We start from the raw sequence: 12620 nt of genomic DNA on the forward strand, positions 1-12620 counted from the left end.
AAGATGACAGGCCCTAGGAACGGAACAGGCGGCTGTACTGGCGCTCATGCGCCATGCACGCCAGGGACAGGCCGAACGCGGCGCTGCCGATGTGTTCGGGATTGATACGGGTAGCGTCCTGCTGCGCCTGTTGCAGCAGCGGCAGTAATTCGCTGGTCAGGCGCTGGGCGGCTTGCTGGCCCAGCGGCAGGGTTTTCATCAGCACCGCGAGCTGGTTTTCCAGCCAGCTCCACAGCCACGCTGCGAGGGCGTCTTGCGGGTTGATGCGCCAGGCGCGGGCGGCGAGTGCCCAGCCGAGCGCCAGATGTGGCTCGACGCATTGCTCGAGAAAGCTGCGGGCCGGCGTGTCGAGTTCCGGTAAACCGTTGAGCAACTGCTGCAACGAGTAACCCATCTGCCGGCTCTCCAGGTGCAATTCGCGGGTCTCGCGGCTGGCGCGATGGGTTTCGCAGATGCGCCGCAGCTCATCCCAGTTTTCCTCGGCCGCCGCCTGACAATGCGCGAGCAACAGTGGCGCTTCGAAACGGGCGAGGTTGAGCAGCAACTGATCGCTGATCCAGCGGCGGGCGCTCTCCGGAGTGTTCACGCGGCCGTTATCCACCGCCATTTCCAGACCTTGCGAATAGCTGTAGCCGCCAATCGGCAATTGCGGACTGGCCAGGCGCAGCAGCGCCCAGGCCGGATTCACAGGCGTACGCCGAACTGATGGAGTTTGGGCGCGTAGTTGAAGTCTTCGTCGCCGTGCCGCGAATGGTGATGGCCACCGCCATAGGCACCGTGTTCTGGCTGGAACGGCGCTTCAATCGCCTCGACCTGCGCGCCCAGCTGTTCAAGCATGGCCTTGAGCACATAGTCGTCGAGCAGGCGCAGCCAGCCATTGCCGACTTGCAGGGCGACGTGGCGGTTACCGAGGTGATAGGCGGCGCGGGTCAGCTCGAAGGCATTGGCGCAGGTGACGTGCAACAGTTGCTCGGGGCGGGCGCAGACACGAACGATGCGGCCGTCGTCGGCCTGTAGGCATTCGCCGTCATACAACGGTGACTGGCCTCGCTCCAAAAACAACCCGACGTCTTCGCCATCGGCACTGAAACAGCGCAGGCGGCTCTTGCTCCGCGCTTCGAAGGTCAGGTGCAACTCGGCGGACCAGACAGGTTGAGGGTCGATTCTGCGGTGAATCACCAGCATCGGAAAGCTTCCAGCAGTGGACAGGTAGGGAGGGCTAGAGCAAGGGGCTTGCCAACCGCATGAGATGTAGGAAATCCCTGTCGGAGCGTAGTGGATGTTTCAAGATGTTGCGGAATTTTGGAAGGTTTTGGTGCGTGAAGATTTTTACATGCACCAATTTATGGCGACCACGCAAAACAATGTAGGAGTGAGCCTGCTCGCGATAACGGTGTGTCAGGCAGCAAATACTTCGACTGATAAACCGTTATCGCGAGCAGGCTCACTCCTACAGGGGGGGATTTGCGGTAGATCCGGAAGAGGGAATTACTCGGTACTGCCCAGCCCTTGCCAGTGCTTGAGGCCGATAAAGATGAAGCGCAGTTGCTGGGTGATCTTCGCTTGTGGCGTCAGATGTTCCGGCAGGGCTTCGGCGGGTGGGTCGATGATGTCCGGCAGTGTGGCGAACACCGATTTGACGATCAGGTCGGCCATCACGCTCAGGCCGGCAGCGTCCAGATGTTGCAGCTTGGGCATCAGCGTCAGGTCGGCCGCGAGGTCGGCGCTGATGTTCTCGCGCAGACGGCCAATCGCCTGGCGCACCGGCTGCGAGCCGCCGTACTGCTCGCGGGCGAGAAACAGGAACTGCGAACGGTTGGCGCTGACCACGTCGAGGAAGATCCGCACCGAGGCATCGATGATGCCGCCCATGACGAATTCATTGTGGCGCACCAGGCGGATGGTCGCGCGGAAGGTCTGGCCGACTTCACTGACCAGCACCAGACCCAACTCGTCCATGTCGGCGAAATGCCGATAGAAACCGGTTGGCACGATGCCCGCGGTCTTGGTCACTTCGCGCAAGCTCAGGCTGCCGAATCCTCGGCCGCTTTCCATCAAATGGCGGGCAGCGTCCATCAGGGCATTGCGGGTCTGTTGTTTCTGTTCGGCGCGGGGCAGCATCGCAAAGGCGTTTTCTTCGGCGGGACAAGCGCCGCACTCTAGCAAATCGGCTTTGTCGGCGTCGAACGGCAGGGGATATTCAGCGAGGTAAAATGCAGTCTTGCGGTTGCCGGAGCTGAAAAAGTCAAAAGCCCAATCGGGTGATTGGGCTTTTTTTCCAGGCCGCCACGGGCTTAGCTCAAAGCGCTGTTGCGTTCGATCACACGGTCACCACCACCTTCGGCCAGAGTTTGACCTTGTGGGGTTTTATCGTAGCCATCAGAAGCCAGGGTCTGACCTTGTGGGGTTTTGTCGTAGCCGTCAGAAGCCAGGGACTGACCTTGTGGAGTCTTGTCATAGCCGTCTTGAACCAGACCTTTCTCTTCCAGGCGATCACGGCCACCTTCTGCTACAGCTTGACCTTGTGGAGTCTTGTCGTAGCCATCTTGTACCAAGCCTTTTTCTTCCAGACGGTTACGGCCGTTTTCAGCCAGGGTCTGACCTTGTGGAGTACGGTCGCCGCCGTCAGCAGCAACAGTCTGGCTGAATACCGAGTGGTTCGATTTCACTTGTGGGGTAGCCTGATCGGCAGCGGGCAGAGCGAAAGCAGTGCTGGCTAGCATCGACAGGGTAAGGCTGAGCAGTAATTGGCGTTTCATGATGGGTTGCTCCTTGGGAGGGCGATAAAGTGGGTACGAAGCCAATGCTACTCTCGATAAGTCGATATAAAAGTTCATAAACGCAATGGTAATAATCAACAGAATTGATTGTTCCACTGAGGCGCTCTATCTCGGGCGTTTGCGGACGGTGGTTTTGCACCGCAGTGGGTATTTTCGACTCACTCGCGCCTCGCAAATGTGCGGGTGGCGGTAACGCTGTTCGACCAATCGGTCAGCATTCGGGCGATTTTTTGCCCCGGAATCTATATTCCGATTAAACCTGCGCACTGTTTGCCAGTCGTAGAATTCATGAGGGCCGCTTTGGCCCGTCGTTTCAGCTGTGCGTCGCGAAGTCGGCGTGCGGTCGTCATCAGGAGTCTTGTGCATGACGCGCACCGGGAAAATCTTCAGTTGGACCTTCGCCACCCTCGTACTGCTGCTGGCGGTGCTGGTTCTGATCATCGTGTTCTTCGATTGGAACCGGATCAAACCGCCGCTCAACGCCAAAGTCTCGGAAGAACTGCATCGACCGTTTGCCATCAATGGCAACCTCGCGGTGATCTGGCAGCGCGAGCCGGACGAGGGTGGCTGGCGGGCCTGGGTGCCGTGGCCGCACGTGGTCGCTGAAGACTTGACGCTGGGCAATCCGCAGTGGTCGAAGCAGCCGCAGATGGTCACCCTCAAACGCGTGGAACTGCGCATCTCACCACTGGCGCTGCTGGCACAACGGGTGACGATCCCGCGCATCGACCTGACCGAACCCAACGCGCAACTGCAACGCCTGGCCGATGGCCGCGCCAATTGGACGTTCAAGTTCGATCCGAAGGACCCGAACGCCGAACCGTCCAGTTGGGTGGTGGACATCGGCGCGATCGGCTTCGACAAGGGCCACGTCACGCTGGACGATCAGACGCTGAAGACCAGCCTGGACGTGGTGATCGATCCGCTGGGCAAACCGATTCCGTTCAGCGAGATCGTCGGTGACAAAGCTGCGAAGACTGCGCAGGACAAGGGCGCTGCACCGCAGGATTATGCGTTCGCGCTGAAGGTCAAAGGCCAGTATCACGGTCAGAACCTTACCGGCCAGGGCAAGATCGGCGGGCTACTGGCGTTGCAGGACGCGAACAAACCGTTCCCGCTGCAGGCCCAGGCGAAGATCGGCGCCACCAGCATCGAACTGGCCGGCACCCTGACCGACCCGCTCAACCTCGGCGCCCTCGATCTGCGTCTGAAACTGGCCGGTGCCAGCCTCGGTAACCTCTATCCGCTGACCGGCGTGACCCTGCCGGACACGCCGCCGTATTCCACCGACGGCCATCTGATTGCCAAACTGCACGACGCTGGCGGGGCGAAATTCACCTACGAGCAGTTCAACGGCAAGATCGGCAGCAGCGATATTCACGGCGATCTGACCTACGTCGCCAGCCAGCCGCGGCCAAAACTCAGCGGTGCGCTGCTGTCCAATCAACTGCTGTTCGCCGACCTCGCGCCGCTGATCGGCGCCGACTCGAATGACAAGCAAAAGGCCCGCGGTGGCGAGAGCAAACAGCCGACGGACAAAGTGCTGCCGGTCGAAGAGTTCAAGACCGACCGCTGGCGCGCGATGGACGCCGACGTAGAGTTCACCGGCAAACGCATCGTGCACAGCGAAAAACTGCCGTTCACCGACCTCTATACCCACCTGAAACTCAATGACGGCGAACTCGGCCTCGAGCCGCTGCGCTTTGGCGTGGCCGGCGGCAATCTGGATGCGCAGATCCGCCTCAACGGCCGCACCGAACCGCTGGAAGGCCGGGCCAAACTGACCGCCCGAGGCTTCAAGCTCAAGCAGCTATTCCCGACCTTCGAACCGATGAAAACCAGCTTCGGTGAGCTCAATGGCGACGCCGACATCAGCGGTCGCGGCAACTCGGTGGCCAAGCTGCTGGGCGGCGCCAATGGCAACCTCAAGATGCTGATCAACGACGGTGCGATCAGCCGCGAGCTGATGGAACTGGCGGGGCTCAACGTCGGCAACTATGTGGTTGGCAAGATCTTTGGCGACAAGGAAGTGAAGATCAACTGCGCAGCAGCCGACTTCGACATCAAGACTGGCCTGGCGACTACACGCCTGTTTGTCTTCGATACCGAGAACGCGATCATCTATATCGACGGCACGGCGAACATGGCCACCGAGCAACTGGACCTGACCGTGACCCCGGAATCCAAGGGCTGGCGTTTGATCTCGCTGCGTTCGCCGTTGTACGTGCGTGGCAAGTTCATCAAGCCGGATGCTGGCGTGAAGGCAGTGCCGCTGTTGCTGCGCGGCGCGGGAATGGTCGCGTTGGGCGTGATCGCCGCACCGGCAGCGGGGCTGCTGGCGCTGGTGGCGCCGAGCGGTGGTGAGCCGAATCAGTGTGCACCGTTGCTGCAACAGATGAAGGCGGGCAAGGCGCCAGTGACCGTCAAGCCAACGAAGTAAATCTTCAGCGTTTGTAAAAGCGTCATCGCGAGCAGGCTCACTCCTACAGGTACAGCGCAAAACTTGTAGGAGTGAGCCTGCTCGCGATAGCGGTATCGAAGGTTCAGAGGTCTTTCAGAATGTCGGCCATGTCATCCGCATGCTCTTCTTCCTGCGCCAGGATGTCTTCGAAGATGCGCCGGGTGGTCGGGTCTTTTTCGCCGATGTACTGAATGATTTCGCGGTAGCTGTCGATGGCGATCCGCTCTGCCACCAGGTCTTCGTAGACCATTTCCTTCAAGGTGTTCCCGGCCACGTACTGGGCGTGGGACATTTTCGACAGCAGGTCCGGATTGAACTCCGGCTCGCCGCCCAGTTGCACGATGCGCTCGGCCAGACGGTCGGCGTGTTGTGCTTCCTGGGTCGCGTGTTCGAGGAATTCGTTGGCGGCCACATTGGCTTTCAGGCCGTTGGCCATGAAGTAGTGACGCTTGTAGCGCAGGACGCAGACCAGCTCGGTGGCCAACGATTCATTGAGCAAGCGCAGCACTTCCTCACGGTTGGCGCTGTAGCTCTCGGTTACCGCGCCGTTCTCGACGTGTTGCCGTGCGCGCTCGCGCAGGGTTTTTACATCAGACAAATGCAGGTCATCGCTCATTTCGATCTCCAGGAGGCTAATCCAATGGGCGCCACGCTCTACAGGCGTGATCGCGTACCCAAGTTGTGAGTCATGCGCGATGCAAAAAGTTTTATCGGTTTTACCCGGGGCTCCCTGTTGGCGCTGCCGAAGGCTGCGATCTTGGCGTCAGCCCGGACAACACGGCTTCTGCCTGTAACCAGGTAAAAAACGCCCGCACCGGCGGATGCCGTTCGCGCCCCGGCACGCACAGCGCGCTGTAACCCGCGCCATCGACCTGCACCTGGCCCTTGTACGGCACCAGCAAACCGCTGGCGACGCTTTCGGAAACCAGAATATTGCTCGCCAGCACCAGGCCCTGCCCGGCAATCGCCGCCTGCAGGGCGTAATGCTCTTCGTCGTATTCGCGGATTGCCGGGTGCTGCTTCAGCCAGTGTTCGCCAGACCGCGCGCACCACGCCTCCCAGCCATGGGCAAAGAGCTTTGAGTTGTGCCAGCGCACGCTGATCAGCGCCGGCGTGCGCCGGGCGGCCAGCGCCACCTGCTCCGGCGATCCATACACCCCGAATGACTCATCGAACAGGCACATCCCGTAGAGATTGGGGTAGTCGTCGAGGCTGTAGCGCAACACCAGATCGACGCTGGCGTCCTGATGCAGGTCGATGACTTCGCAGTGGGTGTCAAGCCGCACGTTGATGTTCGGGTGTTGCGCATAAAACCGCCCGAGGCGCGGCACCAGCCACAGCGCGGCGAACGCGGCGGTGGTTGACAGCGTCAGGCTGCTGCCGCTGCGCTGCGGGCGCAGGGTGTCGACGCTTTGCGCCACTTCCAGCAGCGCGCCGTGCAGGCTGCGAAACAGTCGCTCACCGCCCTCGGTCAGGCGCACCTGACGCGGCAGGCGTTCGAATAGCGCCACGCCGAGCCAGTCTTCCAGCGAACGGATCTGATGGGAGATCGCGGTGGGCGTGACCGACAACTCTTCGGCGGCGGCCTTGAAACTCAGCAGGCGCGAGGCGGACTCGAAGGCGCGCAGGGCGGTCAGCGGCAACGAAGCGAACATTGGAAACTCCATGGATGAAATGGATTCATCCCGACTGATTTTTACTCATTTGAAGAGACGCAGTGACGGGCCGCAAGCTGCAAGCCACAAGCAGTTTGATTCTAGTCCGGAGCAAATACAGATGAACAGGATTCTTGCGATTCATGCCAGCCCACGGGGTGATCGTTCGCACTCACGGCGCCTGGCGGAAAGTTTTCTCAGCGCCTGGCAACTGCGCCACCCGCAGGCTCAAGTCACCCGTCGCGAAGTCGGACGGGCGCTGATTCCAGCAGTCAACGAGGCGTTCGTGGCAGCGGCGTTTTACCCGGAGCCGCAAGCGCGGCCGTTGTCGATGCGGGCCGATCTGGCGCTCAGCGATCAACTGGTCGGCGAGTTGTTCGAGCATGATCTGCTGCTGATTTCCACGCCGATGTACAACTTCAGCGTGCCCAGCGGCCTCAAGGCCTGGGTCGATCAGATCGTGCGCCTGGGCCTGACCTTCGATTACACCCTGGACAACGGCGTGGCCCAATACACGCCGCTGTTGCAGGGCAAGAAAGCCCTGATCGTCACCAGCCGTGGCGGTTTCGGCTTCGGCCCGGGCGGTGAACTGGAAGCGCTGAACCATGCCGATCCATGGTTGCGCACGGCGCTGGGGTTTGTCGGCATCAACGACGTCACCGTGGTCGCGGCCGAGGGGGAAGAGTCGGCAGAGCGCACCTTCGCGGTGTCGGTGGCCGAGGCCGAGCAACGTTTGCTCGACCTCGCCCGGGCGTTCTAGATGGCCTGGCTGTTCCTGCTGATCGCCGCCGGGTTCGAAGTCACGTTCGCCATGGGCATGAAGTACGCCGAAGGCTTCACCCGCTTGTGGCCGTCGGTGATCACCGTGGTGGCGGCCGTTGGCGGGGTCTACTTCCTGACGTTGGCGATGCGCGAGTTACCGGTGAGCGTTGCCTATCCGATCTGGACGGCAATCGGCTCGCTGGGCACGGTGTTTCTCGGTTTTGCCTTGCTCGGCGAAAGCCTGACGCTGGTAAAACTGCTGTCGGTGGGACTGATTGTGGCGGGGGTGGTGGGCCTGAAGTAGGCTGGTCGTGGCGTTGTCATCATCGTGGGGGATGCTTGGCGGGCGTTTTGCACGTCTGGCATCCACTCAGCGACCACAAGGATGTTTGCCCATGTCACAAGGTACGGCGACACGTTATCCACTGGTGCTGGTGCCGGGCATGCTCGGGTTTATCCGGCTGCTGCTGTACCCGTACTGGTACGGGATTATCAAGGCGTTGCGCCGCGGTGGTGCAACGGTGATCGCGGTGCAGGTGTCGCCGCTCAATTGCACCGAGGTGCGCGGCGAGCAGTTGCTGGCGCGGATCGACGAGATTCTGCGCGAGACCGGCGCCGCCAGAGTCAATCTGTTCGGCCACAGTCAGGGTTCGCTGACCGCCCGTTACGCTGCGGCCAAGCGACCGGATCTGGTTGCGTCGGTGACCTCGGTGGCCGGGCCCAATCACGGTTCGGAACTGGCCGACTACCTGCAAAAACATTACCCGGCGGACAGCGCCAAGGGCCGCCTGCTTGAGGCGCTGCTGCGTTTTGTCGGCTGGCTGATGGCGTTGCTGGAAACCGGTTACCACGGGCCGAAGCTGCCGGTGGACATCCACGCCTCGCATCAATCGCTGACCAGCGAAGGGGTGGCGCTGTTCAATCGGCGTTATCCACAGGGCCTGCCCGAGACCTGGGGCGGGCACGGACCGGAAGAGGTCAACGGCGTGCGGTATTACTCGTGGTCAGGGACGCTGCAACCGGGCAAGACCGATCGCGGCGGCAACCTGTTTGACGGCACCAATCGCAGTTGTCGGTTGTTCGCGACAACCTTTGTGCGTGAGCCAGGGCAGTGTGACGGGATGGTCGGGCGGTATAGCTCGCACCTGGGCACGGTGATTGGCGACGATTACCCGTTGGATCACTTCGACATCGTCAACCAGTCGCTGGGGCTGGTGGGCAAGGGCGCGGATCCGGTGCGGCTGTTTGTCGAGCATGCGGCGCGGCTCAAGGCTGCCGGCGTGTGAAGGTCAGTTACACCGCGTTATCGTTCTTCGCGAGCAAGCCCGCTCCCATATTTGGAATGCATTCCACCTGATGGAACTCGGTCGAATGTGGGAGCGGGCTTGCTCGCGAAGAGGCCTGATCAGGCGACGCTGAGTTTGCGGCCTAGAACGGTGGTCCAACGCTCGGAAAGAATCACCCCGCCCAAGGTCAGCAAACCTCCGACCAAGTGGTACATCGCCAACTCTTCCTTCAACACCACCGCGGCAATCAGCGCGGTGATCAGCGGCAGCAAGTTGAAGAACAGTGTCGTGCGGCTCGGTCCCAGACGCTGCACCGCCTGCATCCACGCCAGCGGCGCGAGCATCGACGCCAGCAGGCACGCGTACAGCACCAGCGGAATGTTCTGCACGGTCAGGCCGGTTTTCGGCGAGGCGGCATACAGCGGAAACAGCACCACAATCGCCACCAGCACCTGCAGGTACAGCAACACCAGCGGCGGCAGGCGCAGCTGCCATTTTTTCAGCAAGGTGCTGTAGATCGCGTAGGCGAGGGTGGCGATCAGCATCATCGCGTCACCCAGGTTCACCCCGTGTTGCAGCAGCGCGCCGAGGCTGCCGGATGACACCACCACCAGCACGCCGGCGAACGACAGCACCGCGCCGAACAATGCACCGGCGGTCAGGCGCTGGCCGAGGCTGATGATCGCCATGGCCAGCGACATCAGCGGCATCAACGACAGAATGATGCCCATGTTGGTCGCGGTGGTCAGGGTGGCGGCGAAGTAGGCCAGGCTCTGATAGATCGCCATGCCGAGCACGCCGAGGACGAAGATCTTGCCCAGGTTCGGGCGGATCTGCGGCCAGTGGGTGACTACCGCTTTGAGCATGAAAGGCGTGAACAGCAGGCCGGCGAGCAGCCAGCGGTAAAAACCGATCTCGGCGGGGAAGATCGCCCCGACGGCCAGTTTGTTGATCACGGTGTTGCCGGCCCAGATGAAAATCGCCAGCAAGGGAAACGCGTATTGCATGGGTTAAAACCATAACGTTGATGAACGGTGATTATCTCCTGTCTGGATGCAGCCCTATACTGCGAACCGGACAACCTGCCTCTGAAACCGGACAGCATGAACAGCAAACACATCGATCTGCTGGATTTCAGCGAACTGCCGTCAGCGGTGTACTTTCGCTACGCCGACTTCAACACCCATGAATACGCCGCTCCGCACCGCCATCCGTGGGGCACGCTGGAGTATGCGGCCCACGGCGTGTTGCACATGGACGTCGACGGCAGCCGCTTCATGTCGCCGCCGCACTACGCGGTGTGGGTGCCGCCGCAGGTCGAGCACAGTTTCTACAGCCACCAGCCGGTCAATTATCGCGCGGTGTGCCTCGATGCCAAGGTCTGCGCCGATCTGCCGGCACGCGCCTGCACGCTGGCGATCAGCGACATCCTCAAGGCGATCCTCAAGGACTTCGCCGCCCGCGATGTGCAAATCCCCGAACTCGATGCCGATCAGCGTCTGGCCCAGGTGCTGGTTGATCAACTGCAGCAGGCGCCGGTGCATGAATGCTATCTGCCGTACGCGAGCCATCCCGGGTTGCTGGCGATTCTCGACGCATTGCAGGCCGATCCGGGGAACAATCAGCCGCTGGCGCACTGGGCGGCGCAGGTGCACGTCAGTGAGCGCACGCTGGCCCGACAGTTCGTGCGCGAACTGGGGATGAGTTTCGGCGAATGGCGCCAGCGCCTGCGCTACCTGGCAGCGATCGAGGCACTGGAAAGCACAAGGAGCGTGCAGGAAATCGCCTTCGATCTGGGTTACAGCAGCGGCTCGGCGTTCATCGCCATGTTCGCCCGGCAGGCCGGATGTACGCCGGAGCAGTATCGTCGCAGTCATCAGGAAGGCAGGAAGGTGTAACAAGATTTGGCTACACTTCAGCAGAGGTCGCACCCATCGGTGCGGCGACAAGGAGAAAACTCCATGAAGATGTTGCGTGTCCCTTTGTTGATGATCGGTCTGCTCCTGTGTTCCCAGGGTTTCGCCGCCACGGCGCAACAGAACAAAATGACCACCTGCAATGCCGACGCTACCGCCAAGAGCCTCAAAGGCGATGAGCGCAAGACTTTCATGAGCACCTGCCTCAAGGCAGCACCGGCGGCCAACGACGCCAAGACCCTGACCCCGCAGCAGGAAAAAATGAAAACCTGCAACGCCGACGCGAAAACCAAAGCCCTGACCGGCGATGCGCGCAAGACATTCATGAGTGATTGCCTGAAGAAAAAATAACTCCCTGATCTGGTGGTGAGCGTGCCGGCCTCATCGCGAGCAGGCTCACTCCTACAGGGGAACGTATTTCAAGTGTAGGAGTGAGCCTGCTCGCGATGGCGTCTGCTGCAGCACCGCCAATCTCAAACCCTGCATAACCCGGGTGTTGCCACATTGGTGGTGAATGCTGCAGTTCCAATGTGGGAGCGAGCTTGCTCGCGAAGAGGGCGCTAATGTCAGCGACAATCTCAAAACCTGCATATTCCTAGTGCTCTCTCGGGAACGCTGGCAGACTGCCAATCCTTTTACGCCGTTCGTTTTGAGGCTGTATGCCAACGTTTTCTGAGCGTCATGTTGTGTTCTGGGTCAGTTGCATCATCATTTGCGGCGGGTTGCTGCTGGCATTGCCGTTGCGCTTGTTGCCCAGTCTGCTGGCCGGTTTGCTGGTGTTCGAGCTGGTCAACATGCTCACCCCGCAACTGCAACGGCTGATCGAAGGCCGGCGCGCGCGCTGGCTGGCGGTGGCGCTGCTGGGCACGTTGGTGGTCAGCGTACTGGCGTTGATCTTCGCCGGCGCTATCAGTTTTCTCCTGCATGAAGCGGAAAATCCCGGTGCCTCTCTCGACAAATTCATGGGCGTGGTCGATCGCGCTCGCGGTCAACTGCCGCCATTTCTCGACAGCTATCTGCCCGCCAGCGCCGCCGAGTTCCGCGTGGCCATCGGCGATTGGGCAAGCAAGCACCTGGCCGACCTGCAACTGGTCGGCAAAGACGCGGCACACATGTTCGTCACTTTGCTGATCGGCATGGTGCTCGGCGCGATCATCGCCTTGCAGCGCATTCCCGACGTGACCAAACGCAAACCGCTGGCCGCCGCGCTGTTCGACCGTTTGCACCTGCTGGTGCAGGCGTTCCGCAATATCGTCTTCGCGCAGATCAAGATTTCCCTGCTGAACACCTTCTTCACCGCGATCTTCCTTGCGGTGATCTTGCCTCTGTTCGGCATCAAGCTGCCGTTGACCAAGACCCTGATCGTCCTGACCTTCCTGCTCGGCCTGCTGCCGGTGATCGGTAACCTGATGTCGAACACGCTGATTACCATCGTCGGCCTGTCGCTGTCGATCTGGGTGGCGGTGGCGGCGCTGGGCTATCTGATCTTTATCCACAAGCTCGAGTACTTCCTCAACGCGCGCATTGTCGGCGGGCAGATCAGTGCCAAGTCGTGGGAGTTGCTGCTGGCGATGCTGGTGTTCGAAGCCGCATTCGGCCTGCCGGGAGTGGTGGCGGGGCCGATTTATTACGCGTATCTGAAGAGTGAGTTGAAGCTGGGCGGGATGGTCTGATCCAGGCTTTGTAGCGTCTGAGCCGCCCCTTTCGCGAGCAAGCCCGCTCCCACAGGATCACACCGAACCTGTGGGAGCGGGCTTGCT

The 12620-nt window shown here is 61.1% G+C and carries 14 protein-coding genes; 7 read left to right on the plus strand and 7 right to left on the minus strand.

Annotation, left to right across the window (positions count from 1 at the left end):
- Positions 1–13: 13 nt before the first annotated feature.
- The 4 genes from QMK55_RS16380 to QMK55_RS16395 all read right to left on the minus strand — a co-directional run bounded on the left by QMK55_RS16380 (position 14) and on the right by QMK55_RS16395 (position 2759).
- The gene (locus tag QMK55_RS16380; RefSeq protein WP_320329562.1) at positions 14–688 is read right to left on the minus strand and encodes an urease accessory protein UreF; all 675 of its coding nucleotides are present in this window, start codon (positions 686–688) and stop codon (positions 14–16) included.
- On the minus strand, positions 685–1185 hold the full coding sequence (gene ureE / locus QMK55_RS16385; protein ID WP_320329563.1) for an urease accessory protein UreE: 501 nt from the start codon (positions 1183–1185) through the stop codon (positions 685–687). The genes QMK55_RS16380 and ureE overlap by 4 nt, the downstream gene beginning before the upstream one ends.
- A 303-nt stretch (positions 1186–1488) precedes the next feature.
- Complete coding sequence (locus tag QMK55_RS16390; RefSeq protein ID WP_102354340.1) at positions 1489–2121, minus strand: TetR family transcriptional regulator; 633 nt, start codon at positions 2119–2121, stop codon at positions 1489–1491.
- A 173-nt stretch (positions 2122–2294) separates the two neighbouring features.
- Entirely contained in the window at positions 2295–2759 is a 465-nt protein-coding gene (locus QMK55_RS16395) for a hypothetical protein (RefSeq protein ID WP_102354341.1), read from the minus strand.
- 385 nt (positions 2760–3144) lie between these two features.
- Here QMK55_RS16395 and QMK55_RS16400 point away from each other — a divergent pair, with 385 nt between their 5' ends.
- Positions 3145–5220 carry an AsmA family protein gene (locus QMK55_RS16400; RefSeq protein ID WP_102354342.1) on the plus strand — a complete coding sequence of 692 codons (2076 nt, stop codon included), beginning with the start codon at positions 3145–3147 and terminating at the stop codon, positions 5218–5220.
- Positions 5221–5323: 103 nt separating this feature from the next.
- Here QMK55_RS16400 and QMK55_RS16405 read toward each other — a convergent pair whose 3' ends face one another.
- Complete coding sequence (locus tag QMK55_RS16405) at positions 5324–5857, minus strand: ferritin-like domain-containing protein (protein WP_102354343.1); 534 nt, start codon at positions 5855–5857, stop codon at positions 5324–5326.
- Between the two features lie 100 nt (positions 5858–5957).
- Entirely contained in the window at positions 5958–6908 is a 951-nt protein-coding gene (locus tag QMK55_RS16410; protein WP_178082082.1) for a LysR substrate-binding domain-containing protein, read from the minus strand.
- Between the two features lie 109 nt (positions 6909–7017).
- Here QMK55_RS16410 and QMK55_RS16415 point away from each other — a divergent pair, with 109 nt between their 5' ends.
- The 3 genes from QMK55_RS16415 to QMK55_RS16425 all read left to right on the plus strand — a co-directional run bounded on the left by QMK55_RS16415 (position 7018) and on the right by QMK55_RS16425 (position 8944).
- Complete coding sequence (locus QMK55_RS16415; protein ID WP_102354345.1) at positions 7018–7656, plus strand: FMN-dependent NADH-azoreductase; 639 nt, start codon at positions 7018–7020, stop codon at positions 7654–7656.
- Complete coding sequence (locus QMK55_RS16420) at positions 7657–7962, plus strand: DMT family transporter (RefSeq protein ID WP_102354346.1); 306 nt, start codon at positions 7657–7659, stop codon at positions 7960–7962. It abuts the gene before it with no gap.
- Positions 7963–8053: 91 nt separating this feature from the next.
- Positions 8054–8944: a triacylglycerol lipase gene (locus QMK55_RS16425; protein WP_320329564.1), complete on the plus strand. Its 891-nt coding sequence runs from the start codon at positions 8054–8056 to the stop codon at positions 8942–8944.
- A 119-nt stretch (positions 8945–9063) separates the two neighbouring features.
- On the opposite strand, the gene QMK55_RS16430 is transcribed toward QMK55_RS16425, so the two are convergent.
- Complete coding sequence (locus tag QMK55_RS16430) at positions 9064–9951, minus strand: DMT family transporter (protein WP_102354348.1); 888 nt, start codon at positions 9949–9951, stop codon at positions 9064–9066.
- A 96-nt stretch (positions 9952–10047) separates the two neighbouring features.
- Between QMK55_RS16430 and QMK55_RS16435 the strand changes: the two genes are divergently transcribed.
- The 3 genes from QMK55_RS16435 to QMK55_RS16445 all read left to right on the plus strand — a co-directional run bounded on the left by QMK55_RS16435 (position 10048) and on the right by QMK55_RS16445 (position 12533).
- Positions 10048–10842, plus strand: a complete 795-nt coding sequence (locus QMK55_RS16435) for a helix-turn-helix transcriptional regulator (protein ID WP_320329565.1) — start codon at positions 10048–10050, stop codon at positions 10840–10842.
- Positions 10843–10905: 63 nt separating this feature from the next.
- On the plus strand, positions 10906–11211 hold the full coding sequence (locus QMK55_RS16440) for a PsiF family protein (protein ID WP_025111807.1): 306 nt from the start codon (positions 10906–10908) through the stop codon (positions 11209–11211).
- 308 nt (positions 11212–11519) lie between these two features.
- On the plus strand, positions 11520–12533 hold the full coding sequence (locus QMK55_RS16445; RefSeq protein ID WP_102354349.1) for an AI-2E family transporter: 1014 nt from the start codon (positions 11520–11522) through the stop codon (positions 12531–12533).
- Positions 12534–12620: the final 87 nt, after the last annotated feature.

The sequence above is a fragment of the Pseudomonas sp. P8_229 genome (assembly GCF_034008635.1).
Classification (GTDB): domain Bacteria; phylum Pseudomonadota; class Gammaproteobacteria; order Pseudomonadales; family Pseudomonadaceae; genus Aquipseudomonas.

Coding starts and splice junctions, on each gene's coding strand:
- QMK55_RS16395 (WP_102354341.1), bottom strand. CDS start 2,759: ATGAAACGCCAATTACTGCTCAGCCTTACCCTGTCGATGCTAGCCAGC.
- QMK55_RS16435 (WP_320329565.1), top strand. CDS start 10,048: ATGAACAGCAAACACATCGATCTGCTGGATTTCAGCGAACTGCCGTCA.
- QMK55_RS16440 (WP_025111807.1), top strand. CDS start 10,906: ATGAAGATGTTGCGTGTCCCTTTGTTGATGATCGGTCTGCTCCTGTGT.
- ureE (WP_320329563.1), bottom strand. CDS start 1,185: ATGCTGGTGATTCACCGCAGAATCGACCCTCAACCTGTCTGGTCCGCC.
- QMK55_RS16425 (WP_320329564.1), top strand. CDS start 8,054: ATGTCACAAGGTACGGCGACACGTTATCCACTGGTGCTGGTGCCGGGC.
- QMK55_RS16430 (WP_102354348.1), bottom strand. CDS start 9,951: ATGCAATACGCGTTTCCCTTGCTGGCGATTTTCATCTGGGCCGGCAAC.
- QMK55_RS16415 (WP_102354345.1), top strand. CDS start 7,018: ATGAACAGGATTCTTGCGATTCATGCCAGCCCACGGGGTGATCGTTCG.
- QMK55_RS16410 (WP_178082082.1), bottom strand. CDS start 6,908: ATGGAGTTTCCAATGTTCGCTTCGTTGCCGCTGACCGCCCTGCGCGCC.
- QMK55_RS16390 (WP_102354340.1), bottom strand. CDS start 2,121: ATGCTGCCCCGCGCCGAACAGAAACAACAGACCCGCAATGCCCTGATG.
- QMK55_RS16405 (WP_102354343.1), bottom strand. CDS start 5,857: ATGAGCGATGACCTGCATTTGTCTGATGTAAAAACCCTGCGCGAGCGC.
- QMK55_RS16445 (WP_102354349.1), top strand. CDS start 11,520: ATGCCAACGTTTTCTGAGCGTCATGTTGTGTTCTGGGTCAGTTGCATC.
- QMK55_RS16420 (WP_102354346.1), top strand. CDS start 7,657: ATGGCCTGGCTGTTCCTGCTGATCGCCGCCGGGTTCGAAGTCACGTTC.
- QMK55_RS16400 (WP_102354342.1), top strand. CDS start 3,145: ATGACGCGCACCGGGAAAATCTTCAGTTGGACCTTCGCCACCCTCGTA.